The organism is Paenibacillus glucanolyticus (assembly GCF_037333485.1).
Taxonomy (GTDB): Bacteria; Bacillota; Bacilli; order Paenibacillales; family Paenibacillaceae; genus Paenibacillus_AQ; species Paenibacillus_AQ glucanolyticus.
On record NZ_CP147845.1, the window covers coordinates 2,209,675 to 2,234,860 of the forward strand.

Genomic DNA, 25,186 nt, shown 5'->3' on the forward strand with positions numbered 1-25,186 from the left:
ACTCGCCATGTGTGCGAAGGGACAATACGCAAAGATGTACAAAATCAAGGACCGTATGGTATACGGTCCTTGAGCATTTGTGTTGTGTTTTTCAAAGGTTATATGGAAGGAACGAAGGAGGATGACCATGTTGATCTGGAGCCAAGGGAAGCTGGATGGATATGAGGTATGGACGGGAAGCACTGGGGTTATGGAACTGGTTATGGTGCCTGAACTGGGAAGCAGGGTAATCTCGCTCCGCAATTGCAGAACCGGACGGGAGTGGTTGACGCAGCCAGCCGGAAAGCTGGAAGCGAACGAATATGCAAGCTCCTTCGGAGATCGGGACGGCAGCGGCTGGGATGAGATGTTTCCGACGATCAATACATGCCGGTACCCTGCATTCCCATGGAAGGGAACTGAGCTCCCGGATCACGGCGAGGTCTGGTCCATCCCGTGGGCGGTTCACTGCGAGCAAGAGCAGCTTCATTGCAGCGTACAGGGGATCCGAATGCCTTACCAACTGCGCAAAAGATATTCCTTCGCCCGCGAGGACTGCCTGCGGATCGATTATGAAGTCTGCAATCCGAGCCAATTTCCGTTCTCTTTCTTATGGGCGGCCCATCCGCTATTTCAGATTGAAGAGGGGATGGAGATGATGGTTCCCGAAGAGCTGACCGAGATGATTGTATCGTATTCCGCCCAAGGCCGATTGGGCATAACCGGCGATGTCCTGAAATGGCCGCAGCCACTGGAGGAGAGAGTGGATATCCGCTTGGATCGAACCTGCAGCCGGCATGAGCAATCAGCAGAGAAATATTATTTTGCGGGAGAGCTGCCCGAGGGCAAGGTTTCACTCTATGATCCCCGGACTGAAGAAGGCATCCGCTTGATGTTCCCTCCAGAGAAGGTGCCGTACTTATCGGTGTGGGCGAACTATGGCGGTTACCAAGGGCAGTATCATCTGGCGATTGAGCCTGCTACGGGGCTGCTTGACGACCTTTCGTATGCGATGGGTCATCAGGCGGCAGCGGAGGTACCGGCGGGCGGCACGTATACGTGGTATCTTGAGATTTGCTGGATATGATGGCTGAAGAAATAGGATATCTTGCTCTTGGGTGAGGATGCTTTCACGATTTCATTCGTAAGCTAATTCACGGATTCGTTGATTGGGGTTATCGGTATATAAGCCGCCATGATAACAGATCACGTTATGAATATCATAGTGAGTGAGCTTCTGTAAGGAAAGCTTGGCTAACGCCAAGTCAGAACTGGCTGCCGGGTCCGGTCCCAGCAGCTGACCGTCTCTAACGTTCATTGCGTCTGCGGCAATCAAGGTTTTGCTCGGTCGGTGATACAAGCTGGTATGACCTGGGGTGTGACCCGGAGTGTGAATAACTATGATGCCGCCACCTAGCGGAAGTTCCTCGCCATCGCGCAGGATACTGTTCACTTCCGCTTTGGGAGGGTTCTCAAGAGTATGCCTAAAAGCGTTCTTCCACTCCGGCGGAACGGCGGCAGGAAGCGAAGCTAGCGCTTGTGTTATGGACTCAGGAGATAATTTGACAAGTCTCTTGTCCCCTTCGATGTAAGGCTTCTCTATTTCGCTGGCGAACACTTCAGGTGTGCGATTGCTGTTACGGATTACATCCGGCAAACTGCCGATATGATCCAGATCCTGGTGTGATATAATGATTTTGGTTATATCCTGAACGGATACTCCGCAGCTCGATAGCTGCTCCTGAATAAGCGCGAACTGTCCGGGATAGCCGGTATCGATGAGAACCAGATTCTGATGATCCCATATCAATGTCGGATGGATCGTTTCGATTCTTCCCATCATCGCGGCGGAAATTTCCAGCATTTTGATGCCTTGATTGATTAGCATATCTACATACCTCCACTATTAAGGGATATCACCTATCCCTATTTCATCTTCCAGAGAAGTTTAAGCAGAAGTAGAATATCAAATCAATATAATTGTGTAAATAGTAAATATTTTATCATAACATATATAAATTAATTTGTCAATATTTATTTCGTGATTGCTTTCAGAATGGGGAGTTTGTTGGATGCTTGTTTCCATATTTAAATTACTAGTAATAACTTCGCCTATTTTAATATCGGGGATAATAGAATACGCGATGTCCAAAGAAAGTGAGAAACGAATGTTAAGTTTTATCATAAAGGCGTACGTGGATGGCTTGAAAATACTTGGTAAACCGCTAGTGTACGTTTTACAAAAAACAGAACTGCTGCTCAATCGGAAGGAAATGATCCGTTTTTCTCTTGTTGTGCTTGCAATCTTATTCTTTATCGGCGTGTTCAGAGTTGTAGAGGGGTTAAACTCAGGAATTGACCTTACCATATTAGCTGAAGGTCTGACGATTTGTTCGGCCGCGATCAGCTTTATGCTCGTTTTGGATAGCGCTAAACGAAATAAGGAAACGAAGAAACAAAATGAAGACTTGATGCTTCGAAATACGGAGCTTCTAGAGGAAATCCAACAAATGCTAAAGGATCGTAACCATGCTGGGTAGCGCAATAAGGCTGTATCAGTCATTTATCACCCCCATTGCGTCACTTAACCTAACATCATTTAACTATTGAGGAATATGTAATTGCTGGTATAATCCTTGAAAAGAGAAACGCGGCGACCAAGCGAATAAAAAGGGGGAGGAACAGCAATGAACACGACGATTGAACTGAATAATGTAACCTGGAGACGGGAACAGAAGACCGTTCTTACAGGCGTGGATTGGACGGTACAGCAAGGAGAGCATTGGGCGGTTCTTGGGCTGAATGGCTCCGGCAAGACAACGATTTTGAATATGATTAACGGGTACATCTGGCCGACTAGCGGGACTGTTTCGGTGCTCGGGAATCTTTTTGGCAGAGTGGATTTAAGAGAATTGCGTAAATCGATAGGCTGGGTTAGCTCCTCTCTGCAAGAAAGAATCCGGCCCAGCGAGTCTACGCTCGATGTCGTGATTAGCGGTAAACATGCATCGATCGGTTTATACCAGAAGGTTGATGAAGCGGACCGGGAACAAGCGGAGCAGCTGATGAAGGATTTTAATTGCATCCATTTGCTGGGCCGTACCTATGAAACCTGTTCGCAAGGGGAGAAGCAGAAGCTGCTGATCGCCCGTGCGCTTATGGCATCCCCAAGACTGCTGATTCTGGACGAGGCCTGCAACGGACTTGATTTTCTGTCGAGGGAAGCGCTGCTGTCGAGCATCACTGCACTGGCATCAAAACCCGATGCACCGACTTTGCTGTTCGTTACGCATCATATTGAAGAGATTCTGCCGATTTTCTCGCACTCCTTGCTCATTCGCCGGGGCAGTGTATTTGGCAAGGGGCCTTCCAAGGATATGCTGACAAGCGACAATCTGACTTCGTTCTTCGAGACACCGGTAGAGGTGAGCTGGCAGAATGATCGTGCCTGGATGTCCATTCCGGATTTAAAATAAAGAGGTGTTGAGCACGCTGCGATATTCATGACCAGGGGGAGTGGATGGGGTGCCAAGTCAAATCATATCGGATCCAAGGCTGTTCAATCATCGGATAACAGGCACGAAGTATGAGAGTCCGGAGGCAGCAGTCAGAGGACTCGGGGCTGTGCAGGCACAGGATTATCATCAGGCAGTGTGGGGGATCGGGCTGCGTACGCAATCTACGAGGCTGTATGATGTGGAGCAGGCGGTGCTGGATCGCAAGATTGTGCTGACCTGGCCGATGCGCGGGACGATATTCTTCGTACCGGCTGAGGATGCTAAATGGATGGTGAAGCTGACAGAATCGCGCCTGTATTCCAACGACCAGAAAAAACAAACGGAGCTTGATCTGGATGCAGCCACCATGAATCAATGTAAAAATGTCCTGTATGAAGCCATGAAGGACTGCACGCCCGTCTCCCGTCCCAGATTGATGGAGCTGCTGGAGGAAGCGGGAATCAGCACAAAGAATGGTCGCGGCTATTATATTCTTGGGTATTTGGGTCGGAGTGGCATGATCTGCTTCGGCCCGCTTGAAGGCAAACAGCAAACCTTCGTGCTGCTGGACGAATGGGTACGCAATTCCAGAGAGCTTACATACGAAGAAGCATTGACGGAGCTTGCGCTTCGATATTTTACTGGTCATGGGCCTGCAACGATTCAGGATTTTGCATGGTGGAGCGGTCTGACGCTGACAGAAGCTAGACGGGGCCTGGATATGATTAAACCCGAGCTTCGATCTGTCCATGTGTATGGTACGGAATACTGGGTTTCAGCCTCTGGTCCGCCGGTGTCTGGGGATACCCATTCGGTTGTTCTGCTTCCGGGATTCGATGAATATTACTTGGGTTACAAAGACCGCAGCGCAATCATAGAGACCGAGCACGATCCCAAGATCGCCCCCCATCGCAACGGGGTTTTTCAACCGTTGATGGTCATAGGCGGGGAAATCGTCGGCGTGTGGAAGCGGGAGATCAAACGCAGCGGCATCGAAATCACATTAAACCCGTTCGCATCAATAGGCGATCTGGAAGGGAAGTTCATGGAAGCCGCCAAGGATTATAGCGATTTTATGGGACTGCCGCTTACAAGAACAGAACTGAATCAATCTCTCTAAGCTTGTTGGCTGAGAGGAGTTTTTAAGGAGGAAGAGAAACATGGAATCGATATTGAAGCTGGACGAATTAATTGCTGACATGACGGAGATTGTAACGGCCACGAGCGAGATGGAATTTAATTTGAAACTCTCGCCTGATAAATGGTCCAAAAAGGAGATCCTGGGCCATTTATGCGACTCGGCAGTTCATAACCATGTTCGGTTCGTGAAAATTTTGCTGTCCGAGTATCCCATTGCCATTCAGGGGTACGCGCAGAACGACTGGGTTCAGGTGCACGATTACCAGAATCAGTATGATCCATCGGAAGTTTTGTCGCTGTGGCAGCACCTTAACCGGATGATTCTGCGAGTGATGCGAGCAGCCGAGACCTCCGATTTTCAAAAAAAGTGCGTGCTCCCGGACAAAACGGAGGTTACGCTGGAGTGGTTGTTTAACGATTATGTGGATCATCTGATTCATCATCTGGAACAAATCGAGGCATAACCGCAGCCGCGGGGTTAACGTGCACATGATAAATGGAAGGTATCTTGTAAGTTCAGGCGCTGAATTTGCAGCCTTAGGATCTGTTGTTGTTAAGGTTTTGGATTTAGGCATGGAGCGATTGCCCGTTGTTCAATTGCACAAAGCATTTATAGCTCGACCTAAGAAGGCTGTCAACGTCTGTAATCGGACGAGGGCAGTCTGTTTCTATTGGATGCAAGCCTGGATTAAAAGACGAATTAAAGTTGCGTCCGTTAGACAACAGGGGTGATATGATGGAGTGAATGCCTAGGCATATGCTCCAGCGCTGCTGGATCTCGTCCCGTAACACGGGCAATGGCAAGGCTTGCGCATCATATTCAACCTGAAGGTGAGGGAGATAAACTCATGACAGTAAAGATCGGTATGATTGGTTTGGACACATCGCATGTCTCCATTTTCTCGAAAATGCTGTTTGACACAGACCATCCATATTACGTTCCCGGCGCACGGATAACGGCAGCTTTTCCCGGTGGGTCGCCGGACTTTGAGCTTAGCATGAGCCGGGTGGAGGGATATACGAAGGAACTCGCTGCATGGGGAACCGAGATATTGGATCGTCCGGAAGACGTGGCAAAACAAGTCGACGCCGTGATGCTGGTAGCGGTTGACGGAAGGACGCATTTATCCTTGTTTCGTGCGATTGCTCCGTATTGCCGACGGGTGTTTATTGACAAACCGTTTGCGGTGACAAGTAAGGATGCCAAGGAAATGATCGAACTGGCCGAGCGGTTTCAGGTGACGGTGATGAGCAGCTCGTCCCTTCGGTATGCCCAAGGGCTTCAGGATGAACTGGCCCGTTGCGGGGAAGGGGATATCATCGGGGTAGATTGCGCGGGACCGCTTCCCCTTCAGCCCACACAGCCGGGATTGTTCTGGTATGGCATTCACGCGGCTGAGATGCTGTACAGAGTTCTCGGTACAGGGTGTGAAAGTGTACATACTGCTGCAACGGAGTTCCATGACGTATTAACAGCAGTTTGGAAAGATGGGAGAATCGGGACGATTCGTGGCAATCGTGCAGGCAATGATCGCTTCGGGATCACCATTCATCGTACAGAGGGCAGCAGTTTTGTGGACATCATGGAGCATCCCAAACCGTATTACGCGAGTCTGTTGGACCAGATCATGCAGATGTTCACGACAGGTGTATCGGACGTTCCCTTATCTGAAACTCTGGAGATCATTCGTTTTCTGGAGGCGGCGAATGTCTCCCGCGAAACCGGAGAAACGGTGAGGCTGGATGGTTATAACATGGCGTAACATAGGCATGACATATGTCGATGTCCGTTCGTGTACTTTCCAGTAGAACCTATTCCTATTCGGTACCGCTAAATGTATGATGGACAGACCAAGGGCGTTTGCCCCAAGTTTTTAGCAGAGAGAGGTGGATACGTGACATATCATATCCGGGTGAGACCGACGGCCCTGGTCTTTCAGGACGAGCAGATTCTATTGGTTGAATATGATGACGAGAACGGAGTCCATTATAATTTGCCCGGGGGAGGAGCTGAGCCGGGAGAGTCGATTGTGGAAGGCGCCTTGAGAGAATTGTACGAGGAAACCATGTTGGAAGCTGAGGCAGGACCTGTCGCGTTTGTGTATGAAAATGCCCCGCATAAGCAAGTACGCCATAACATATCGGATATTCATACGTTGTATATCGTTTTTGAATGTTATCCGCTAGAGGGGGCGTTCCCTAAACTTCCACCTACGCCGGATCCGAATCAATCCGATGTGAAATGGATACCGCTTAGCCAGCTTGACGGCATTATTTTATATCCTAATATCAGGAATCACATCAAGCAGTACGCTCAGGAGCGTAGAAATATCGAGATCATTGAGGATTATATGTTGGATAAATATGTATGAGCCAGACGAACCGGGAGAACGTAAATGAAATCACCTTATAAAATGATCGCCTTGATCCTTCTAATCGGATACACCATTTTGCTGGGTTATTGGATGCTCTGGGGCTTCGGCCGGACCGTACGTCATGAATACAGCTATAATCTGGTTCCGTTCTCGACGATGGTCACCTATTTTCCTGTTCGCTCGACGAGCTCGATCATTAATATTATGGGGAATATCGCTGTGTTTGTGCCTTTTGGCGTGCTGCTCCCGCTCCTGTTTCGGCTTCGTTATCTGAAGATGCTGGGTGTCTTTGTAATCGGGTTGTTCCTGCTCGAAATGGCACAGCTGATCACACGGAGAGGGAGCTTCGATGTCGATGATTTTATCTTGAATTCGCTAGGGGCTACGATTGGTTACGGGCTGCTGCGTATCAGTATGAAATGGAGAGCCAGGTAGTGGCATATTTTAGATAGAAAACCCGATCGTTTATGATAAGGAGCAGAACGGCTTCACTACGGTGATTGTTCGATGAGAAGCTGGAGTTTACAATGATATCAGGGATTGGGAAAATATGTGCGGGAAGGTAAGGCATCCGTGAGAGATTCTGTGTTCAGCAAGCTGACTGAGGCATAAAGTGTACATAGGACTTAAAGGATGGTGTAGAGAGCTTTTTTATTAAGCATGGAGAGCAGGCCAGTGATCATAAGGAAGGACTGAACACCTATGAATCATAAAACGATGGGCATGATATTTATCTGCATATCGGCCTTTCTGTATGGAACCCGGTATATCGCAGCTGCCATATTCGGATCGAATGTCTCGTCATGGAACAAAGAGGTGTATGAGGCGATGTTAAGTTATGTAGGAAGAGGACCGTTGATATTGAGTATAATTAGCCTGACCATCGGTATTTTGTGTTTCATGGGGCCTATGATTCGTCGATGGCACGAGCAGGATCTCAGAAAAATCAAGAGCAACTGGAGAGAATTTGATCAGCCTAATGATAAACGAAGGGTGCAAAAAATAAAGCGTTGAGTTGTTTGAGGTTCTTCAACGTTGAGGGGGGAATGGGATGAACGACAACCAAGTGGCTGGCTTTTGGATCCGACTTGGCGCAAATATTCTGGATGGATTGATTATTGGACTTCCTTTATCCATCATTGCAGGCATAATCACAGGGGATTATGAGAATGAGCCGATCAGTAATTTGATTTATGCTCTATACGGCCTTCTAGTGCCGGTGTATTGGAATGGTTATACCATTGGGAAGCGCATATGCCGCATTCGCATTCGAAAGTTCGATTTTCTTGAGCCGCCGGGCATTGGAACGATGCTGCTCCGAAACCTCGTAGCAGGAATCGTGTATGCGTTAACGCTTGGCATCGGAATCATTGTGAGCATTTTCATGGTGGCATTGCGTGAGGATAAGCGTTCCCTTCATGATTTTATTGCGGGTACGGAAGTTGTACACGACTAGGGAAACAGGGAGATTATGAACCATGCGAGTAGGGATTAACAGCAGGTTGATGTTTGCGCTGCTTGTAGCCATGACGTTGTCTTCGGGATGTTATGATCAGAGGTCGGGCGAGTCATTTTATACAGAAAGCGTGAGCGAAGAAGAACGTCCGGGACAAGAAGCAGATTATCGGGAAGTTCCGTACTCTCAGCTCTTATACTCCAAAACCGCCCCAGACTTTACGTGGGAGTATCGCACAGAAGAGCACCTTGATCCGGAAATTGAGAAGCTTTACGAGGATGGAATTCATCTGGCTCCCGGAGGATGGGTACTCAAGGAAACGGATGAGGAATTCTATATGTTGATTAGCGGGGGATTCCTTCCGACGTCCAAAGGGTTTCGGATTACGTCGATTCAGATGGCTGGCGAACAGAAAGGGAACGATAAGAATCACCTTTATATCACTTTGGAACCTCATCAGGGCGATGGCACGAAGGATTACCCCGGCGAAGCCAGCATTACGTCTCTGATCAGCATCCCCAAATCAGGACTGCCCGCAGGGGCTGCGATTGATGGAGTTTCCATGAATGGGGTTGAGTAGATATCGAAATGATGATCAAAGGCATTGTGTTTGATATGGATAATACGCTGCTGCATTCAAACATTGATTTTGGAGCCATGAAACGTGAGATCTATACATTTTTATGCGACCACCGATTGTTGCCCGCAGGTCTTAGCTTGGACCTCCACACAACCTCTACCGTCATTGCAGAAGCCATGAACACGGGTTTGCTGTCGGAAGAGCTGAGTAGCGAGATGTGGGATATTGCGAAAAAACATGAAATCCAAGGGATGATCGGAGCCCATCTTGAGGAAGGGTCCATGGAACTCATCCAGCATCTGCACGGGCAGCTGCATCTGGCCATTGTGACCAATAACGCTTTAGAAGCGGCGATGGCGGCACTGAACGAGAACGGGATCGCTCATTATTTCGATCTTATTATCGGCAGAGAAGCCATGGGCTCATTGAAGCCTGCACCGGACGGTTATCTGCAGGTACTAAAGCATTTTTCGCATACGTCGCCTAAGGAATGGCTGTCTGTGGGAGATGCATGGGTTGACGGCAAGGCCTCCGAGAGTGCTGGAATGCCGTTCATTGCTTATCGTGGAGACGGAGCGAAAATGAACAGCATGGATGTTGCTCCGTTTGCGCAAATTCAGGATATACGGGAAGTTCTCGGTTTTCTTCAGCCGCTAGGAAAGGATTGAGGTCATTCGCAGGGCAGGCATTCTGTCAGGTATGTTGACCGAGGTTACGTGATGAGAAGATATGTATCCCACTTGTCTCTTGTTTTATTTGTCTGCATTACGCTGTTCACGTTGTACAGCTTCCTGTTTCCGTTTGTGGCGGGCAGTCCGTTTCAGGGACTATGGTTCGCTGCGATTCTTCTGTTGTCGCCCGTAGGTATCCTGCTGGCGCTTGTAAGCAAATATCGCGGCAGTCTCTCGCGAATCGGTATCACAGCCATTGCTGGACATTCGATGTTATTGTTATTTCTGGTTCTTTATATGACACTGGGTTATCTGATTCTTGGGGTCTAAATCATATTAATATGAAGCAATTTATCTGTACCCAACAGTACGGGAAGGAGGCAGGGCTTCTACATGAAGAACAAAGTTTATATTACCGATCTGGACGGAACGCTGCTGCGATCGGATCAGAGACTCTCGTCCTACACAACGGAGGTTATCTCCAGTGCGCTGGAGCAGGATATGGTCGTTACGTTTGCGACAGCTCGCGGATATATTAGCGCTTTAAGCGTTGTCTCGGACATCACTTGGAGATACCCCTCGATTCTGTATAACGGTGCATTGATATACGACGGCTTGACCCGTTCCGTTATAGATGGATACTGGCTGGAGCGGGATATCTCGAATGAGATTATCGACGTTGGGAGGAAGTATGGCATTACTCCTTACTATTTTTCATTGGATGTGGACCATCAGGAGCGTGTTCTGCATGAGTCGCTGCAAAGAGAGGGAGAGAAGGCCTTTTTCCATAGTCGTCCCCATGATCCGAGGTTCATGGAAGTGAAGTTCTTGATTTGCCCCTCGGATTACCGCACATTAGCTCTTACATACATCGGATTACATGAGGAATTGGAGCCGATCAGGCACGAGGTCACGGAATTATTCGGGGATGTGATTCACGCGCATATGATGCCCGATTACTATATCCCGAACCATTATTTTCTGGAATTCAGCCATGCCAAAGCGAACAAAAGAGACGGGCTTCAGTTATGGTCCTCCCATATGGGCATCGATCTGGAGAACACGGTGGTGTTCGGCGACCACATCAATGATGTAGGGCTGTTCGAAGCCGGAGGCACCCGGATTGCGGTGCGGAATGCGCATGAGAGCATTCAGCGGCTGGCCGACCATATCATCGACTCGAATGAGCTTGATGGCGTGGCGCGTTATATCCAGCAGCAGATGGAGATGTCGATTACAGAGACCATTCTCTAAAGAACACATGCAACCATCGGATAATGGGTCAGATACAGATGGCCGAAGTATTCAGAACAGGGTTAGAATATGAACTTTCTGGGGGCGAATAATGAGAATGAATCTAGCAGAAGAAATCTATTGATCTGGAGGTGGGCTTATGAAAAAGATTGAAGATGTTTTTGATCCATTCCCTATTCTGGAGACGGCAAGAACCTTGTTAAGACCCATCACCCAAAGGGACCTGATGGATATTTACAGATACTGCTCCGTGCCTGAGGTATCCAGACATACCTTATGGAATACGCATCAATCGACAGATGACACTCAGCGGTTCTTGGAGTTTGTGCAGCAGCGATATACCTTGCAGAAGGTCGGGCCGTGGGGGATTGAACACAAGGGGACCGGCGTTATCATCGGAACCTGCAGTTTCATTGAATGGGATAATGATCATCGCAAGGCGGAGCTCGGGTATGTATTGTCCAATCAATTCTGGAACCAGGGCATCATGACGGAAGTGATCGAGCGGGTCATTACATTCGGGTTTGACCAATTGCAGCTGGTTCGTATTGAGGCCAAATGCCACCCGGATAATACAGGTTCCTATAGGGTGATGGAGAAGACCGGGATGAAGCTGGAAGGGAGGCTCCGCCATTATCTCAAGGTGAAGGGGCGCTATGAGGATATTCTGGTTTACTCCATTATTCGGTTATAAATGCTCCTTTATTTCAAAATTGACCTTGACCAGCTCGGCAAAAGCGGAAAAAGCCTTGTTCCTGAACCGGTCGTTCCGCCGAATCAGGCTTGTTGTGCTATGACGATAGGCCTCTGGTATGGAATAGCTGCCCATATCCGCACATTCTCCGCTCAGTACGGAGCTTGGCAGCAATGTAGCGGCAAGACCTGAACGCACGATACCGAGCTGAGTTTCGAGCGACGACACTTCGATCATCCTGGTAAGCGGAATGCCTTCACTTAACAGCCATTTTTCAAGGGTGCTTCGAAACGGACATCCCGACGGGGCGACGGCCCATTTTGTTGTGGCAAGATCGGGAAATGGCTGCTCCTTCGATTTCGTTAACAGCTTGACCTCGTCCTGATCCACATATTCGGCAACGACTTTCGGCGGCAGACTTCCTGTTACAAAGGCCCCGTCCAGCTGGTAGTTCAGCACTTGAGAGATTAGCTCGGCTGAGCTTCCCGTCAATAACGAAAGCGAGACGTCCGGGTACATATTTTGATAGTCCGACAAGGATTGTATGAAGTACCCGCAATGAACCGTATCCACAACGCCAATGGTTAAGCAGCCGCTGGGATACGGTGTTTCCTGTACCGATCGAATGGCTTCCTCCGACAAATTGAGAATGGAGCACGCATAATCCCTGAGCGTGGCCCCCTTCTCGGTCAACGTCACGCCGTTGGAGTGCCGGTTGAACAAGGGGACACCCAGTTCATTCTCAAGCTTTTTGATCCGGGCCGTCACATTGGACTGCACATATCCGAGCTGCTCAGCAGCACGGGTGATGTTCCCCTCCTCGGCAATCCTTAGAAAAACCTTCAAATCCGTAAGCTCCATACAGCTGCCGCCTCTCCATCCTTCGGACATCACTAATAATGATGACAACATTATTAATTATCATTATACGGTATGTCGATTTTAGATTACAATCACAACTGCGAATCAATAAGGTTCACGATTATAAGAGCAGAAAGGAAGTGGTTGCAGGATGAAGAAGGAATGGTGGCTTTTATTGTTGGCGGGGGCGCTGGAAGTGGTATGGGTATCCGGCTTGAAGCATTCCGATGTCTGGTGGCAGTGGCTCATTACCATTGTCTCGATTTTATTCAGCTTTAAAGTTTTTTTGGATTCTGCGGCGAAGCTGCCCATTGGCACGGTGTACGTTATATTCACGGGTCTTGGGACGGCCGGAACGGTGCTGGTGGAGATTCTGGTTTTTGGAGAGCAGGCAAACCCGGTCAAACTTCTGCTGATTGGCATGTTGGCTGCGGGTGTGCTCGGGCTTAAACTCGTTACGAAGGAAACGGATAGTCAGGCGAAGGAGAGTGGTTTGTGATGGAATGGATCGCTCTGATCGCCGCCGGGTTGTGCGAAGTGCTGGGTGTCATTGCATTGAGACGTGTGGCCTTGTTTCGCAGCTTCGGCTCCTATTTGTTTCTGACCTGTTCGCTTGGATCGAGTTTCTTGCTGCTGACGTATGCGATGAATTTTATTTCCATGGGAACCGCCTACGCCATCTGGACAGGAATGGGAACGGCAGGAAGCACACTGCTGGGGATGTTCGCGTTTGGAGAACCGAAGGAATGGCGGCGCGTATTCTTCATTAGTTTAATTCTGGCTTCAGTCATCGGTCTTAAGATGATAACGTGACGTCGCAATCGAACAGAAATTCAAAAGCTTGTGAAGGATATTGAGATTCGCATATAGAATTTACATAGAGTTTGGTGTTATGAAATCATTCCATCTGACGCCACGATGCATTTTTTATCATTGAAAGGACAGGTGTATCCTATGAAATTCAGCGAATATCGCTATGAACGTCCCGATGTAAAAGCTTTTGAGCAAAAGTTTAAAGAACAACTCAACGCCTTTACTTCAGCAAGCACGTATGAAGAGCAGGATCAGGCGATGACCCGCATCAATAAACTCCGCAGTGAGATGGATACACTCGGTCAGCTTGTGAGTATTCGTCACTCGATTGATACAAACGATGAGTTCTATAAGGCTGAACAGGATTTCTTTGACGAGAACGGACCGGTGATTCAGGAATACATAACGGATTATTACCGCGCCCTCGTGGATTCGAAATTCAGAACCGAGCTTGAGGATAAATGGGGCCGGCAGCTGTTCCAGCTTGCAGAGCTATCACTCAAAACCTTCAGTCCCGAGATTATTGAGGATTTGCAGCAGGAGAATAAACTGACCACCGAATACTCGAAGCTGATCGCTTCTGCCAAAATCCAATTTGAAGGCGAGGAGCGTACGCTACCGCAATTGACGCCTTTCCAGCAATCCAAGGACCGCGATATGCGCAAACGCGCCATGGAGGCTTCCAGCGGCTTTATGGCCGAGAATGAAGCAACTTTCGACCGCATTTATGATGATCTGGTAAAAGTGAGAACCAAGATGGCCAAGAAGCTGGGTTTCAACAATTATGTTGAGCTTGGTTATGCGCGCATGGCACGCACGGATTACAACGCAGAGATGGTTGCTAATTTCCGCAGCCAGGTGCTGGAGCATATCGTTCCGGTTGCATCCAAGCTGAAGGAACGTCAGCAGAATCGTATCGATGTGGACCAGTTGCTGTATTATGATGAGAACTTTGCATTCAAATCGGGGAACGCAACACCGAAGGGTGATCCAGACTGGATCGTGAGCAACGGAGCGAAGATGTATGAGGAGTTGTCACCGGAAACCCATGAGTTCTTCACCTTCATGCAGGAGAACGGCCTGATGGATCTGGTAGCCAAAAAAGGCAAGCAGGGCGGCGGTTACTGTACCTATATCAGCGAGTACGGCGCACCTTTTATTTTCTCCAACTTCAACGGTACGTCCGGTGATATTGATGTGTTGACACACGAAGCTGGCCATGCCTTCCAAGTATACGAGAGCAGAGGTTTCGAGGTTCCGGAGTATGGATTCCCAACGTATGAAGCATGCGAAATTCATTCCATGAGCATGGAGTTCTTCACATGGCCTTGGATGGACCGTTTCTTCGAAGATGAAGCGGACAAATACCGTTTCGACCATCTCGCAAGTGGGCTGATCTTCATTCCTTACGGAGTAACGGTTGATGAATTCCAGCATTTCGTTTATGAGAATCCGGATGCAACGCCGGCTGAGCGGAAACAGGCATGGCGTGAGATTGAGCGGAAGTATTTGCCGCACCGGAACTACGATGACAACACGTACCTGGAGCAAGGCGGTTTCTGGCATAAACAGGGTCATATTTTTAGTTCGCCGTTTTATTATATCGATTACACGCTGGCTCAAATCTGCGCTTTCCAATTCTGGAAGAAGATGCACGAAGATCGATCGGCCGCATGGGCAGATTATCTGCACCTCTGCCGTCAAGGCGGAAGCAAGTCCTTCGTCGAATTGGTGAAGGTAGCCGGCTTGATCTCGCCGTTCGAGGATGGCTGCGTCACTTCCGTCATTGGCAGCATTAATGCGTGGCTTGACAGCGTAGACGATGCAGCTCTTTAAATCGTAAATAAGCAGTGACAACGCATGCAGGGGGACACTATTGAGTTACAGCTCAGGTGCTCTTCCTGCATGTTTTTAAATGGAATGAAATTTTGCGTCTGAACCGTTTCGCATTATCCATGCCTATGGAGCAGGAGGAAATAAACCATGATTACCTATAAACCCCTTAGCGAGCTTCCGATTCGGGATGCCTCGGAGCTATGGAACCAATCGTTTGAAGGATACATCGTGAATGCCTCGATGCCGCTGGAGCGTTTCATTGCTCGAATCGGAAATGATGGCTTAAGTTTGGAGGAATCTCTTGCTTGTTATGTGGATGGGGCTGCGGCAGGCATCGTCATGAACAGCTTCCGGGAGTATGATGGCGTTAAGCTTGCACGTAACAGCGGTACCGCCATCGCTCCGGATTTTCGGGGCAAAGGGCTCGGCAAATCCATGATGGAGAAAAACTCGGAGCTTTACGAGAAGCAAGGCGTACATCGTGCCTATCTAGAGGCTATCAGCACGAATACAGCAGCGATCCGACTCTATCAAAGTGTCGGATATGTAATCATTGACCGGCTGCTTATCATGTCGAATGAGCAGTCGCTTGAGGAGCTTAATGTTCAGAATGCAGCTTCAACATATACTTTGGTCAGAGGCCAGGCCGCTGAGGTCGCCTCCGCCGCCTTCTATCTGCCCGGCGAAGTCTGGCAGACAGACGCCTCCAATATTAGGGATGGTGAGTGTGTTTTTGTATATAAGGAAGAAAAGCTCGCGGGTTACGGATTGTTTAAGCGAGTGTTTGACGCTGCCGGAAGTTTGACTGCAATCACACTATTTCGCTGTGAGGCAGCTCCCGGACATCCTGACGCAAAAGGGGTCCTTAAGAGGGCAGTGCTTGAGATCATGCAGCCTGGACATGCCTGCAAGCGATCTGCGTTCAATATCCGGGCCTCCCATAAGGAACTGGTGGAAGTTCTGACGGAGCTTGGATTTAACGCTGGAATGGAGCAAGTGCTCATGGTTCGCGAGTATAACGTGGAGTAAAGCAAGCATGAATTTTGGCATAGAGCGAAAGGGAACAGCGCATGAGAATAAATACGGATTTAAGCTCCTATCGGGCGTTATCGAATGATATCCATTGGGGTGTTGTGAAGGCCAGGTTTGATTTAGACGAAGATATTGATGAGTCGAAGGTGAGCAATGTCACGATTCTTCCGTTTACCGGAAATCGCTGCGTTGTCTTTCTAGTGGCGGATGGAAGCTGGGAGCTTCCAGGAGGTACGCTGGAGCCCGGGGAGCGATATTTGGACGCGCTGCGACGGGAGGTGAGGGAGGAGCTTGGTGCAGAACTGGAGTCGTACCGAGTCTTCGGCCAGTTTCGTTGTGAATCCAGTTGCAAGACTCCGTACCGTCCGCATATCCCTCACCCGCGCTTTGTCAGATTGGTTGGCTACGGGGATGTATGCATCATCGGGGAGCCGCTGAATCCTGAAGACGGCGAGCAGGTGATCGCTGTGGAGGCGGTCGAATTGGATGTGGCGGTTCAAAGATTTGAAGAAACGGGCAGGCAGGATATTGCGGACCTGTATAAGCTGGCTTATGCCATAAGACAACAAGACCTCTCGGGTAGATAAACCTATAATATCTTGAGCATGGGAATGGGAGGAACGAAGTAAGGCCATGTGTCGGATAACAATCAGGCATACCAGGATTATTGCAGAGTGAAGCCATGAATGAAGACGGGGTTTATGAGATTGATCCTAAAGGCCATGTTCTGGACAATAAAGAGGTGTAGACAATGGAGCACTTATTTCAAGAGCTGCTGCAGCATTATTTTAATGAGCCTGTGCATTCTATGGGCAATGTGCCATTTGGCATGACGAATGACTCCAGAATTGTTGTACTGAACCAAAGCAAATATGTTGCAAGAATATATAATCGTCATACTAAAAATGAAGAAAGATTACAGTTTGAGGTGGAATTAACAGCTTATTTGGAACATTGCTCTTTATCGTTTGGTGTTCCTGGGTTCCTCTCGAGCAAGGATGGCTCGAAGTATGTTATTCTGTCGGATGGTTCTTTAGGCTCCATAACCCGGTTTATTGAGGGTGAGGTTCCAGATTTATTAAGAAATTCGGATGTGCTTAGTTATGGACAGACGGTTGGAGAAATTTCGTATGCCCTTCAGCAATTCTCATCGGTACCCGTTGATTCGGTTCGTCCTACTATCGCATTTCATGACCCTTACAGCCTTCATCCGCTGTCGTATCAGAAGAGCATCCATGAATTTCTGTCCAGTCCTCCCTTTGCAATTGATGCCGATCAGATTGCTATTATCCAGGCGTATTACCAGAATATTTACAGGCACGCGCCTGAACTCAATCTTCTGCCTAAACAAATTGTCCACCATGATATTCTCATCTTTAATCTCTTGATCGAGCCTCAATTCAGGAAGATCAGCGGGGTATTGGATTTTGATTTTGCCGCTAACGATATTCGTATTTGGGAACTAACGATCTGTTTAAATCATCTCTTTCAATTTGAAGACCAAACTTTTGAGAAGATAGAGCTGTTTTTGGATGAATATCGAAAATATATGACATTAACCCCTGCGGAGATTCAGTGGATTCCGTATGTTATGCAGATATATTACGTATCACTATTAAGCATCTATATTGGACAACATTATGCCGGCCGGAGCATCGCCCCTTATTTTCGGTTGATGTTGAAGCAGCTTTTGAAGAGAAGAGAGTGGCTGGAATATAACCAGCATGCCTTTTCCGATTTGTTGCACTCGAAATTCTAATGTCCCAATCAACTTCTAGGATGTGAATGCTGTGAGATTACCTTATAAAATAGGATATGCCGTCACGATGGTATGGCTGGTTTGGATTGTGTACGGTTATATGAATTACGATAGTATAACTAACCGCGATCTGCTTCCCATAGTATTATGGAGTGCTGTGTTAGGCATCATCATCCTACCGATTTATTTTATCTCGGTGCTGCTGTACTATGTTTACAAGCGAGCACAGAAAAAGGAATAGAGAGGGGTGTTATGATGAGAGAACGATATGTATATCTGCTCGGAGGGAACTCCTTCCAAGCAGAGGCGAACAGACAGTTCATAGAGCAAGCGGGAGGTTCCGACGCCACGATTGCCTTATGCATCATGAACAGACCGGGCTGGGAGGAATATGTTCCACTGTTTCAACAGATGTGGAGGGAGTCGGGTGCTCACGATGTACAGGTGATCGTTCCTGATGCGGAAGGGCATTTGGATATGGAGCACGCGGAGCAGGTCCTTTCTCGCGCCACGGGAATTTTTATCGCTGGGGGAAATACGGAGAAATACCATCACTACTATGCGACAGGTGCCTTCAAAGACCTGTTGATCGACCGTTATAAAAACGGGGTTCCGATTGCAGGGAATTCGGCAGGCGCCTTAATTCTTCCCGAGATTTGCCTCATTTCCCCACTTGATAATGAGCAGAGCGTAATGCTGTTTAAACAGGGCGTAGGCCTGCTCTCCGATGTATTGATCAGCGTTCATTATACGGAGTGGGGCGATCAGACTAATCTGCTAGAGGGTATGAAGGCGAAAAAAGTACAGCGTGGTCTCGGCATTGATGAGCAAGCATGCGCTGTGTTCATTAACGAGCGGCTGGCATCCTCATTGGGCGAATCCGTCCATATGGTAACCATCCAGGATGTTGAGCAGGATGAATATATAGCGAAGGAAACATCGTGAATGATGATGTGTTAAGATATACGAAAATATGGACAGGGGGACTGGATGGAGTGATCTATCATATTATTTCGATGGAAGCATGGACGGAAGCACAGCAGCAAGGAGTATACGAGCCGCACAGTTTACATACAGATCAATTTATTCATTGCTCAACAGAGGAGCAAGTCAGCGGAGTAGCCAACACGCTCTATAAGGGAACAGCGGGTCTATTCGTTCTGGGCATTCAAGAAGATGATGTGGATGCTGAGATTGTATACGAGGACTTGTATGGACTGCATCAGTTGTTCCCGCATATCTATGGAAGGCTGAACCTGAACGCAGTTCATAAGGTATATCGTTTGGAAGCTGACGAGAATGGGGTATTTGCGTTTCAAGCTTCTGCTGATTTCGAATATCAGGGATAAGGCAACTAGAAACCAGCTAACCCATTATGACCAAGGAGGAATTCTATGATACTTGAAGTGGCGATACTGCAGGTGAGAACAGGGCTAACGGATGATTTTGAACGTAATTTCGAGTTGGCGTCAGGGATCATCTCTAAGATGAAGGGTTATCTCCATCATGACTTGAAACGGTGTCTGGAAGATGATCATAAGTATATTCTATTGGTAAAATGGGAGACGCTGGAGGACCATACGACAGGTTTCAGAGGATCGGCTGAATATCAGGAATGGAAAAATCTCCTGCATCACTTCTACGATCCGTTCCCTGTTGTTGAACATTATGTGGATCTTTAAAATCCTTATATAGTACATACCTGCTACATGATGAAGCGATCATTCATAAATTCCTTCACTTGTTTAGCTGTATTCGGTGCTTCTTGGAATATTCTCGGGACAAGTGATGCAGCGGCAGCGCTCTGTGTTTATATAGAGGGATAGTGAATGAGTTGGAGGAGATATTGATAGTGAATTTTCAGGATATTGTACCTTTTATGGATCAGGTTCGGCAGAAATTAATGATGGTGCTGGGGTCTTTCGGAGCGGATGAGAAGGAGCTACGTGAAGTTCCGGACGGTTGGAGCGTAACCGAGGTGGTGGAGCATTTGGGCAAGCTTGAAGGAATGATTCAGTATCAGCTTCGGCAGATGCTGGAGAAGGAGCCTGCCCTGCCCTCGGAGCCATGGGATGAGAAGCTGACGGATGTAAGCGAAGTGCTGCAAAACAGCGGCATCATCGGCAAAAAGATAGAAGCGCCTAAAGCAGCCGTGCCTAGCGGTACATTGTCCTATGAAGAAGCGATGGATAAGCTGAATCAGGTCCGGGACACAACGAAGGAGATCATTGCGAGACTGGCCGAGCGGAATACCAATGACCTGCGTTACCCGCATCCCTTCGGTTTCGAGATGAACGCGAATCAGTGGGCCCATTTTATCGCAATCCATGAAACTCTTCACATCAGACAACTGGGACGGATTCGGGAAGCGAACAAGTAACCCATCGAGGCAGGTGTTTGAGATGAATTTGGAAGAGCTTATGGCGAAGCTTTATGGCCGCCGACCGTTAAGAATGAAACTCATGTCATTCGGTCACACCAACCAGGTGTACAGCGTGACTTTTCCACACGAACAAATTATGCTTAGAACCAATCACAAGCCCGGAATTCTGGAGTTTACAGCGAAGAATATGGAGATTCTCTCCTCTTTGGGCTTACCGGTACCGAAAGTCATTCATCATGATGTCTCTCTTGAGAAGGTGCCGTACGCCTATATGATACTGGAACGCTTTCCCGGTCAGGATCTGCGCTATGAGCTGGAGGGAATGACACATGAACAATTGGCCGTTCTCGCAGGCCAAATCATTTCATATGAGCGCAAGGTAGCCGAGCTTCCCAAGGGCAAGGGATTTGGATGGGTTCCCATCGGTGAGCAGGGTCCATTTTCATCATGGGCACAGATCATTGAGCGCAATCTTGAGAGTCATTTGGGGAATATAACCGATGATGTGTCATCAGAGGCCGTTAACCAACTCCAGGTAATAAAACAGCATTACGAGCCTTATCTCAACCAGGTGGAGCCGGTCTGTTTTCTGGATGATCTCACGATTAAGAACGTGATCGTACATGAGGGCAAACTGCAGGGCATCGTGGATTTCGATTGGGTATGTTACGGAGATCCGCTGTACATGATTGCTCTCACGCAAACAGCGGTTGTCTCTGACATTGGAGATCAGGGTATGCCTTATGTGGAGGAGCTGTGCAGGCAGTGGGGAGCGGATCAGGAGTTGCGGGAGCTGATTGATTTCTATTCCGTCATACATGCCCTGCAATTTATCGGTTTCCATAAGAGGGAGAAGAATGATGTCTGTATGCAGCGAGTGTTGTCATTCATAATTGATAAAATAAACAGCCATACGAACAGAACCGCATGAGCGTGAAGAAGCCCATGCGGTTCTTGTATTCCCATCAGGAAGATGGCGTAAATCCAACTCGTGGTTTGTCTCTTTCCTTCGTATTCACCGATACGTAGCGGATGGCAGTTAACGGTACATACAGCATGTCATATTCATCCTTGTATCGGATGAACTGTTCTCCCACCTCTTCAAGCGTGCCGCTCCGCACATAACTTCCATCCGTAAAATAAAGGGTCACTTGTTGATTCAGCAAACTTTTCAGCATACCTGATTTCACTCCTTGTGAATAGAATATATAACGGGTGCTTCGCAGAACCTGTTCATGCCTTTCGTTCCATCGTCACAGGTTGGTGACGATATCATCGATGATCCCGTAATCCTTCGCTTCTTGTGCGGACATAAAGTAATCCCGCTCCATATCCATTTCGACACGCTCCACGGACTGACCTGTTCGCTCCGATATAATATGTGCCAGCTTCTCGCGGGTTTTTATGATGCGTTTGGCTGTAATGGCAATATCGGTTGCCTGCCCTTGCACTCCACCATGCGGCTGATGGATCATAATCTCGCTGTTAGGCAGTGCGAGTCGCTTGCCTGTGGCTCCAGCCAGCAGAAGGATTGCACCGTAAGAAGCGGCAAATCCCGTACAGATGGTGCTCACTTGAGGTTTAATAATCTGCATGGTATCGTAGATGCCAAAGCCCGCGGACACGGAGCCGCCTGGACTGTTGATATACATATGGATATCCTTCTCCGGATCTTCAGCTGCCAGGAACAGCAATTGTGCAATAATGCTGTTAGCGATTGCATCATCAATGGCTGCACCGACAAACACAATCCGATCCTTCAGCAATCTGGAATAAATATCGTAGGATCGTTCGCCCCGATTGGTCTGCTCAACAACATAAGGAACAATATTCATGGTTTCCATCCTCCATATTCGTTAGGTTTTCTTGATTCAGCAAGTAAACGAAGAGGCAGCTGCAAAAGATACGGAGGAAGCAAGAAATAAATGATGGATATGAGAGTAACGAAAGGCAGACCTCATTCGTTTACATATAAGATATCTTACCGAGAGAAGGAAGGGAGTTGGCTTCTGATGACGATCTATCGACCGAGTGTCACCTCGCCGGGGGATCAGGACTTGGCGGAGCTGAACGCGATGCTGCACAGGTACTGTCTGTCCCTCACAAACTCCTCATGGGATACGGATGATCTGGTGCAGGACACATGGATCAAAGCACTCGAGCATTTGAAGCAGCGGAACCATGTCAATCCTGAGGCCCTGCTGCTCCGGATTGCCAAGAATACATGGATTGACCGGATACGCCGGGATCTGACCTACAGACGAATTCTTGATGAGAAGCTGGAGCATATCTTACCGAGAGAAGAACCATCGAATGAGGACAGCAAACTGAACATCGAGTTCGCTTTTCAATGGCTGATGGAGCATTTGTCCCCACTGCAGCGAACGGTGGTGGTGCTTCGTGATGTGTATGAATATTCCGTTTCGGAAACGGCAAACATGCTGCAAACGACAGATGGGGCAGTGAAAGCGGCTCTTCATCGTGCACATAAAGTGCTGCAATCCTTGGACATAGAAGAAGAGGAACACGGATTAACCATGCCGGAAGAGGAAGAGACCAGCTTGAATCTACAGGCATTGGCCGAGGCATATCAATCAGGTGATATTGAAGCTGTCGTAAGACTGATCCAGTGGAATAACAGTGAAGTTTCGGCCATTGGCAGCATGGAGCCGTTGCAGGTTCAGGGGGGCCAATCATCGAGCGCAGGTTATATGCTGTATAGCGGATATCAGCCAGAGATGAGAATGGCCGCGTAAAGCGGAAGTTTTTTCTTGCGAGATCAGGAGGTAAGCTTCTAAAGTTTATACTTTCTTATCTCTTCAAAAAGACCAAAGCAGAAGATGCTATGGTCTTTTTCTATATTGTGAAATTTCTGGAAACCTTTTCTTTGGAAAAGAGAGCGAGAATCCAACACGCAGCGGTTGGTTGATACACGAAGTCGAAGGCTTTTGTAACATAATAGAACAAGGTTTTTTAGATCAAAACTATTGACAGCGCTTTCAGTTTATTCTTATAATTAAACAAAACCACATTAAGGAATGATGTTCCGTATTAAGGAACGAGATAAAAAGGGGGCCATGAATTGATTCAGTCAGTAACTAGGGCGCTGGATATACTGGAGTTTCTGAAATTGAATCCCGGAGGTTTAGGTGTTACAGAAATCGCCCAAAAGCTGGACGTAGCAAAGAGTACGGCACATCGGTTGTTAGCTTCGCTTGAAGAGCAGGATTATGTTCAGAAGACGGGAAAGGATAGCATCTACAGCCTAGGATTGAAGTTTATTGAAATGGCTGAGGTCGTTACCGAGAATCTAAAGATTGTGGATATCGCCAGACCATTGATCGAAAAATTAAGTAGAGATACGGGCGAAATTGTCCACCTTGTCATGCTTGACGGGAATGAAGTGTTATACATCGATAAGGTTGAAAACGCTTCAACTATCCGGATTTACTCACAAATCGGTCGCAGAGGCCCATTGTATTGCACAGGGGTTGGTAAAGCGATTTTGGCTTATTTACCGGAGGATGAGGTGGATCAGCTTCTAGCAGGAATTACGATGCAGCCATTTACCGAGTATACCTTGACCACACCGGAAGAGCTAAAGCAAGAGTTCCAAACCATTCGGGCCAACGCATTTGCGTACGATAATGAAGAGCATGAGAGAGGGATACGCTGTGTTGCGGCACCTATCTTCGACCATACGCAAAAATCCCGTTATGCCATCAGTATTACGGGTCCCATCACCAGAATGTCGGATGATATTCTACGTGAATACATTCCGTGGACTAAAGAAACAGCCCAGGCGATTTCGAGAAAAATGGGTTTCAATCCAACTAAATCATAAAAACAATAAAAGGGGAGTTCTTATGAAAAAGTACAAATTTAGTTTGATTTTACTGGCGATGTTCGTTGTTTTAACCGCATGCGGCGGGAATGATTCAGCACAATCCGGCTCGAGTGAAACCGGCAAGGACAGCAACTTTCCGAGTAAACCTGTAGAACTCATTGTACCTTATGCCGCAGGAGGAGGAACGGATACCGTGGCTCGTTCCTTTGCAGATATGGCTAAGAATGACCTGGGTCAGTCCATTGCCGTTGTGAATATGGAAGGTGGCGGTGGAGCGGTTGGTATGCAGAACGGTGCCAAGGCAAAAGCAGATGGCTATAAGGTATCCATGGTAACCGTTGAATTGCTTACATTACCGCACTCCGGTTTGGCTCAATTTTCTCATACGGATTTCAAACCGATTGCGCTATTAAATGAAGATTCAGGCGCTATCACAGTAAAAGCAGATGCACCATGGAATACGTTAGAAGAATTTATCGCAGCTACAAAAGAAAAAAAATTAAAGGTCGGGAACTCGGGAACGGGTGCGATCTGGCATTTGGCCGCCGCTGCTTTTGAGAAAGAAACGGGTGCCCAATTTAATCACATCCCATTTGAAGGAGCTGCTCCTGCAGTAACGGCCCTGCTGGGAGGACATGTGGATGCAGTTTCTGTAAGCCCTGCAGAAGTTGTTACACAAGTACAAGCAGGTGAGCTTAAAGTATTGGGTGTGATGGCTGAAGAACGTGTCGAGTCTCTCCCAGATGTACCTACACTAAAAGAAAGCGGAATTGATCTTTCGATCGGCACATGGCGTGGACTGGCTGTTCCTAAGGATACGCCGGACGATGTTGTGAAAATTCTTGAGGAGTCATTCGGCAAGACAGCTCAAAGCGACGAATTTAAAGAGCAGATCAAAAAGATGAACCTGGGTTACCGTTACGAGAATGGAGAAGGATTCACGAAACTGCTGGAAGAACAAGATCAGTTATTTGCAAATTTGATTCCGTCTTTGAAATTGAATTAACCT

General features: G+C 47.8%; 34 protein-coding genes. 30 read left to right on the plus strand and 4 right to left on the minus strand.

Going from position 1 to position 25,186, the window contains the following annotated elements; translation table 11 throughout:
- Positions 1–127 precede the first annotated feature (127 nt).
- A complete protein-coding gene (locus tag WDY75_RS10600) occupies positions 128–1,066 on the plus strand; it encodes a hypothetical protein (protein WP_063480121.1) in 939 nt (312 codons plus the stop codon).
- Positions 1,067–1,117: 51 nt separating this feature from the next.
- Here the strand turns inward: WDY75_RS10600 and WDY75_RS10605 are convergent, their stop codons facing one another.
- Positions 1,118–1,867 carry an MBL fold metallo-hydrolase gene (locus tag WDY75_RS10605; protein ID WP_063480120.1) on the minus strand — a complete coding sequence of 250 codons (750 nt, stop codon included), beginning with the start codon at positions 1,865–1,867 and terminating at the stop codon, positions 1,118–1,120.
- 184 nt (positions 1,868–2,051) lie between these two features.
- Between WDY75_RS10605 and WDY75_RS10610 the strand changes: the two genes are divergently transcribed.
- From WDY75_RS10610 to WDY75_RS10675, 14 genes are all read left to right on the plus strand, one after another.
- Positions 2,052–2,519: a hypothetical protein gene (locus WDY75_RS10610; RefSeq protein ID WP_036641781.1), complete on the plus strand. Its 468-nt coding sequence runs from the start codon at positions 2,052–2,054 to the stop codon at positions 2,517–2,519.
- Positions 2,520–2,666: 147 nt separating this feature from the next.
- Positions 2,667–3,455, plus strand: a complete 789-nt coding sequence (locus WDY75_RS10615; RefSeq protein WP_006211546.1) for an ABC transporter ATP-binding protein — start codon at positions 2,667–2,669, stop codon at positions 3,453–3,455.
- Positions 3,456–3,504: 49 nt separating this feature from the next.
- A complete protein-coding gene (locus WDY75_RS10620) occupies positions 3,505–4,596 on the plus strand; it encodes a winged helix DNA-binding domain-containing protein (RefSeq protein ID WP_063480119.1) in 1,092 nt (363 codons plus the stop codon).
- Positions 4,597–4,636: 40 nt separating this feature from the next.
- Positions 4,637–5,080 (plus strand): DinB family protein, encoded by a 444-nt coding sequence (locus tag WDY75_RS10625; protein ID WP_006211544.1) that lies wholly within the window; start codon positions 4,637–4,639, stop codon positions 5,078–5,080.
- Between the two features lie 384 nt (positions 5,081–5,464).
- Positions 5,465–6,379, plus strand: a complete 915-nt coding sequence (locus WDY75_RS10630) for a Gfo/Idh/MocA family protein (RefSeq protein ID WP_063480117.1) — start codon at positions 5,465–5,467, stop codon at positions 6,377–6,379.
- Positions 6,380–6,511: 132 nt separating this feature from the next.
- On the plus strand, positions 6,512–6,988 hold the full coding sequence (locus WDY75_RS10635) for an NUDIX domain-containing protein (protein ID WP_006211541.1): 477 nt from the start codon (positions 6,512–6,514) through the stop codon (positions 6,986–6,988).
- 24 nt (positions 6,989–7,012) lie between these two features.
- The gene (locus tag WDY75_RS10640) at positions 7,013–7,426 is read left to right on the plus strand and encodes a VanZ family protein (RefSeq protein ID WP_036641793.1); all 414 of its coding nucleotides are present in this window, start codon (positions 7,013–7,015) and stop codon (positions 7,424–7,426) included.
- A 267-nt stretch (positions 7,427–7,693) separates the two neighbouring features.
- The gene (locus WDY75_RS10645) at positions 7,694–8,005 is read left to right on the plus strand and encodes a hypothetical protein (RefSeq protein WP_063480116.1); all 312 of its coding nucleotides are present in this window, start codon (positions 7,694–7,696) and stop codon (positions 8,003–8,005) included.
- 37 nt (positions 8,006–8,042) lie between these two features.
- Positions 8,043–8,447 carry an RDD family protein gene (locus WDY75_RS10650; RefSeq protein ID WP_006211537.1) on the plus strand — a complete coding sequence of 135 codons (405 nt, stop codon included), beginning with the start codon at positions 8,043–8,045 and terminating at the stop codon, positions 8,445–8,447.
- A 22-nt stretch (positions 8,448–8,469) separates the two neighbouring features.
- A complete protein-coding gene (locus WDY75_RS10655; RefSeq protein ID WP_063480115.1) occupies positions 8,470–9,027 on the plus strand; it encodes a hypothetical protein in 558 nt (185 codons plus the stop codon).
- An 8-nt stretch (positions 9,028–9,035) separates the two neighbouring features.
- Positions 9,036–9,695, plus strand: a complete 660-nt coding sequence (locus tag WDY75_RS10660; RefSeq protein WP_231888208.1) for an HAD family hydrolase — start codon at positions 9,036–9,038, stop codon at positions 9,693–9,695.
- A gap of 51 nt (positions 9,696–9,746) precedes the next feature.
- Positions 9,747–10,028: a hypothetical protein gene (locus tag WDY75_RS10665; protein WP_036641799.1), complete on the plus strand. Its 282-nt coding sequence runs from the start codon at positions 9,747–9,749 to the stop codon at positions 10,026–10,028.
- A gap of 63 nt (positions 10,029–10,091) precedes the next feature.
- The gene (locus tag WDY75_RS10670; protein WP_006211533.1) at positions 10,092–10,952 is read left to right on the plus strand and encodes a Cof-type HAD-IIB family hydrolase; all 861 of its coding nucleotides are present in this window, start codon (positions 10,092–10,094) and stop codon (positions 10,950–10,952) included.
- A gap of 139 nt (positions 10,953–11,091) precedes the next feature.
- A complete protein-coding gene (locus tag WDY75_RS10675; RefSeq protein WP_006211532.1) occupies positions 11,092–11,646 on the plus strand; it encodes a GNAT family N-acetyltransferase in 555 nt (184 codons plus the stop codon).
- Here the strand turns inward: WDY75_RS10675 and WDY75_RS10680 are convergent.
- On the minus strand, positions 11,641–12,507 hold the full coding sequence (locus WDY75_RS10680) for a LysR family transcriptional regulator (RefSeq protein ID WP_063480114.1): 867 nt from the start codon (positions 12,505–12,507) through the stop codon (positions 11,641–11,643). The two genes, WDY75_RS10675 and WDY75_RS10680, sit on opposite strands and share 6 nt — an antisense overlap.
- Positions 12,508–12,658: 151 nt before the next feature.
- Here WDY75_RS10680 and WDY75_RS10685 point away from each other — a divergent pair, with 151 nt between their 5' ends.
- From WDY75_RS10685 to WDY75_RS10740, 12 genes are all read left to right on the plus strand, one after another.
- Complete coding sequence (locus WDY75_RS10685) at positions 12,659–13,006, plus strand: DMT family transporter (RefSeq protein WP_006211530.1); 348 nt, start codon at positions 12,659–12,661, stop codon at positions 13,004–13,006.
- A complete protein-coding gene (locus tag WDY75_RS10690) occupies positions 13,006–13,320 on the plus strand; it encodes a multidrug efflux SMR transporter (RefSeq protein WP_036641804.1) in 315 nt (104 codons plus the stop codon). Before WDY75_RS10685 ends, WDY75_RS10690 begins: the two co-directional genes overlap by 1 nt.
- A gap of 141 nt (positions 13,321–13,461) precedes the next feature.
- Positions 13,462–15,156 carry a M3 family oligoendopeptidase gene (locus tag WDY75_RS10695; protein WP_006211528.1) on the plus strand — a complete coding sequence of 565 codons (1,695 nt, stop codon included), beginning with the start codon at positions 13,462–13,464 and terminating at the stop codon, positions 15,154–15,156.
- Between the two features lie 147 nt (positions 15,157–15,303).
- Positions 15,304–16,185: a GNAT family N-acetyltransferase gene (locus WDY75_RS10700; protein ID WP_063480113.1), complete on the plus strand. Its 882-nt coding sequence runs from the start codon at positions 15,304–15,306 to the stop codon at positions 16,183–16,185.
- Between the two features lie 41 nt (positions 16,186–16,226).
- Complete coding sequence (locus tag WDY75_RS10705; protein ID WP_063480112.1) at positions 16,227–16,775, plus strand: NUDIX hydrolase; 549 nt, start codon at positions 16,227–16,229, stop codon at positions 16,773–16,775.
- Between the two features lie 164 nt (positions 16,776–16,939).
- Positions 16,940–17,947 (plus strand): phosphotransferase enzyme family protein, encoded by a 1,008-nt coding sequence (locus WDY75_RS10710; protein ID WP_063480111.1) that lies wholly within the window; start codon positions 16,940–16,942, stop codon positions 17,945–17,947.
- Between the two features lie 31 nt (positions 17,948–17,978).
- The gene (locus WDY75_RS10715) at positions 17,979–18,188 is read left to right on the plus strand and encodes a hypothetical protein (protein WP_148246853.1); all 210 of its coding nucleotides are present in this window, start codon (positions 17,979–17,981) and stop codon (positions 18,186–18,188) included.
- Positions 18,189–18,199: 11 nt separating this feature from the next.
- Positions 18,200–18,892 carry a cyanophycinase gene (locus WDY75_RS10720; RefSeq protein WP_231888206.1) on the plus strand — a complete coding sequence of 231 codons (693 nt, stop codon included), beginning with the start codon at positions 18,200–18,202 and terminating at the stop codon, positions 18,890–18,892.
- Positions 18,893–18,942: 50 nt separating this feature from the next.
- Positions 18,943–19,296 (plus strand): DUF952 domain-containing protein, encoded by a 354-nt coding sequence (locus tag WDY75_RS10725; protein WP_006211523.1) that lies wholly within the window; start codon positions 18,943–18,945, stop codon positions 19,294–19,296.
- Between the two features lie 45 nt (positions 19,297–19,341).
- Positions 19,342–19,629: an antibiotic biosynthesis monooxygenase gene (locus tag WDY75_RS10730; protein ID WP_036641820.1), complete on the plus strand. Its 288-nt coding sequence runs from the start codon at positions 19,342–19,344 to the stop codon at positions 19,627–19,629.
- A 170-nt stretch (positions 19,630–19,799) separates the two neighbouring features.
- Positions 19,800–20,327, plus strand: a complete 528-nt coding sequence (locus WDY75_RS10735) for a DinB family protein (RefSeq protein ID WP_006211521.1) — start codon at positions 19,800–19,802, stop codon at positions 20,325–20,327.
- A gap of 22 nt (positions 20,328–20,349) precedes the next feature.
- Positions 20,350–21,261 (plus strand): phosphotransferase family protein, encoded by a 912-nt coding sequence (locus WDY75_RS10740; RefSeq protein WP_063480109.1) that lies wholly within the window; start codon positions 20,350–20,352, stop codon positions 21,259–21,261.
- Positions 21,262–21,295: 34 nt separating this feature from the next.
- Here the strand turns inward: WDY75_RS10740 and WDY75_RS10745 are convergent, their stop codons facing one another.
- A complete protein-coding gene (locus tag WDY75_RS10745; RefSeq protein ID WP_006211519.1) occupies positions 21,296–21,508 on the minus strand; it encodes a hypothetical protein in 213 nt (70 codons plus the stop codon).
- Positions 21,509–21,583: 75 nt separating this feature from the next.
- Entirely contained in the window at positions 21,584–22,165 is a 582-nt protein-coding gene (gene clpP, locus WDY75_RS10750; protein ID WP_006211518.1) for an ATP-dependent Clp endopeptidase proteolytic subunit ClpP, read from the minus strand.
- 177 nt (positions 22,166–22,342) lie between these two features.
- On the opposite strand from clpP, the gene WDY75_RS10755 reads away from it, so the two are divergent.
- The 3 genes from WDY75_RS10755 (at position 22,343) to WDY75_RS10765 (ending at position 25,183) form a co-directional block, all read left to right on the plus strand.
- A complete protein-coding gene (locus tag WDY75_RS10755) occupies positions 22,343–23,086 on the plus strand; it encodes an RNA polymerase sigma factor (RefSeq protein ID WP_036641845.1) in 744 nt (247 codons plus the stop codon).
- Between the two features lie 326 nt (positions 23,087–23,412).
- On the plus strand, positions 23,413–24,174 hold the full coding sequence (locus WDY75_RS10760; RefSeq protein WP_063480108.1) for an IclR family transcriptional regulator: 762 nt from the start codon (positions 23,413–23,415) through the stop codon (positions 24,172–24,174).
- A 22-nt stretch (positions 24,175–24,196) separates the two neighbouring features.
- Positions 24,197–25,183 (plus strand): tripartite tricarboxylate transporter substrate binding protein, encoded by a 987-nt coding sequence (locus WDY75_RS10765; RefSeq protein WP_063480107.1) that lies wholly within the window; start codon positions 24,197–24,199, stop codon positions 25,181–25,183.
- Positions 25,184–25,186 lie beyond the last annotated feature (3 nt).

What these genes read in the sequence shown, in the direction of transcription:
- WDY75_RS10600 (WP_063480121.1), top strand. Translation starts at nt 128, where the DNA reads ATGTTGATCTGGAGCCAAGGGAAGCTGGATGGATATGAGGTATGGACG.
- WDY75_RS10605 (WP_063480120.1), bottom strand. Translation starts at nt 1,867, where the DNA reads ATGCTAATCAATCAAGGCATCAAAATGCTGGAAATTTCCGCCGCGATG.
- WDY75_RS10610 (WP_036641781.1), top strand. Translation starts at nt 2,052, where the DNA reads ATGCTTGTTTCCATATTTAAATTACTAGTAATAACTTCGCCTATTTTA.
- WDY75_RS10615 (WP_006211546.1), top strand. Translation starts at nt 2,667, where the DNA reads ATGAACACGACGATTGAACTGAATAATGTAACCTGGAGACGGGAACAG.
- WDY75_RS10625 (WP_006211544.1), top strand. Translation starts at nt 4,637, where the DNA reads ATGGAATCGATATTGAAGCTGGACGAATTAATTGCTGACATGACGGAG.
- WDY75_RS10630 (WP_063480117.1), top strand. Translation starts at nt 5,465, where the DNA reads ATGACAGTAAAGATCGGTATGATTGGTTTGGACACATCGCATGTCTCC.
- WDY75_RS10640 (WP_036641793.1), top strand. Translation starts at nt 7,013, where the DNA reads ATGAAATCACCTTATAAAATGATCGCCTTGATCCTTCTAATCGGATAC.
- WDY75_RS10645 (WP_063480116.1), top strand. Translation starts at nt 7,694, where the DNA reads ATGAATCATAAAACGATGGGCATGATATTTATCTGCATATCGGCCTTT.
- WDY75_RS10650 (WP_006211537.1), top strand. Translation starts at nt 8,043, where the DNA reads ATGAACGACAACCAAGTGGCTGGCTTTTGGATCCGACTTGGCGCAAAT.
- WDY75_RS10655 (WP_063480115.1), top strand. Translation starts at nt 8,470, where the DNA reads ATGCGAGTAGGGATTAACAGCAGGTTGATGTTTGCGCTGCTTGTAGCC.
- WDY75_RS10660 (WP_231888208.1), top strand. Translation starts at nt 9,036, where the DNA reads ATGATGATCAAAGGCATTGTGTTTGATATGGATAATACGCTGCTGCAT.
- WDY75_RS10665 (WP_036641799.1), top strand. Translation starts at nt 9,747, where the DNA reads ATGAGAAGATATGTATCCCACTTGTCTCTTGTTTTATTTGTCTGCATT.
- WDY75_RS10670 (WP_006211533.1), top strand. Translation starts at nt 10,092, where the DNA reads ATGAAGAACAAAGTTTATATTACCGATCTGGACGGAACGCTGCTGCGA.
- WDY75_RS10675 (WP_006211532.1), top strand. Translation starts at nt 11,092, where the DNA reads ATGAAAAAGATTGAAGATGTTTTTGATCCATTCCCTATTCTGGAGACG.
- WDY75_RS10680 (WP_063480114.1), bottom strand. Translation starts at nt 12,507, where the DNA reads ATGGAGCTTACGGATTTGAAGGTTTTTCTAAGGATTGCCGAGGAGGGG.
- WDY75_RS10685 (WP_006211530.1), top strand. Translation starts at nt 12,659, where the DNA reads ATGAAGAAGGAATGGTGGCTTTTATTGTTGGCGGGGGCGCTGGAAGTG.
- WDY75_RS10690 (WP_036641804.1), top strand. Translation starts at nt 13,006, where the DNA reads ATGGAATGGATCGCTCTGATCGCCGCCGGGTTGTGCGAAGTGCTGGGT.
- WDY75_RS10695 (WP_006211528.1), top strand. Translation starts at nt 13,462, where the DNA reads ATGAAATTCAGCGAATATCGCTATGAACGTCCCGATGTAAAAGCTTTT.
- WDY75_RS10700 (WP_063480113.1), top strand. Translation starts at nt 15,304, where the DNA reads ATGATTACCTATAAACCCCTTAGCGAGCTTCCGATTCGGGATGCCTCG.
- WDY75_RS10705 (WP_063480112.1), top strand. Translation starts at nt 16,227, where the DNA reads ATGAGAATAAATACGGATTTAAGCTCCTATCGGGCGTTATCGAATGAT.
- WDY75_RS10710 (WP_063480111.1), top strand. Translation starts at nt 16,940, where the DNA reads ATGGAGCACTTATTTCAAGAGCTGCTGCAGCATTATTTTAATGAGCCT.
- WDY75_RS10720 (WP_231888206.1), top strand. Translation starts at nt 18,200, where the DNA reads ATGATGAGAGAACGATATGTATATCTGCTCGGAGGGAACTCCTTCCAA.
- WDY75_RS10730 (WP_036641820.1), top strand. Translation starts at nt 19,342, where the DNA reads ATGATACTTGAAGTGGCGATACTGCAGGTGAGAACAGGGCTAACGGAT.
- WDY75_RS10740 (WP_063480109.1), top strand. Translation starts at nt 20,350, where the DNA reads ATGAATTTGGAAGAGCTTATGGCGAAGCTTTATGGCCGCCGACCGTTA.
- WDY75_RS10745 (WP_006211519.1), bottom strand. Translation starts at nt 21,508, where the DNA reads ATGCTGAAAAGTTTGCTGAATCAACAAGTGACCCTTTATTTTACGGAT.
- clpP (WP_006211518.1), bottom strand. Translation starts at nt 22,165, where the DNA reads ATGAATATTGTTCCTTATGTTGTTGAGCAGACCAATCGGGGCGAACGA.
- WDY75_RS10755 (WP_036641845.1), top strand. Translation starts at nt 22,343, where the DNA reads ATGACGATCTATCGACCGAGTGTCACCTCGCCGGGGGATCAGGACTTG.
- WDY75_RS10765 (WP_063480107.1), top strand. Translation starts at nt 24,197, where the DNA reads ATGAAAAAGTACAAATTTAGTTTGATTTTACTGGCGATGTTCGTTGTT.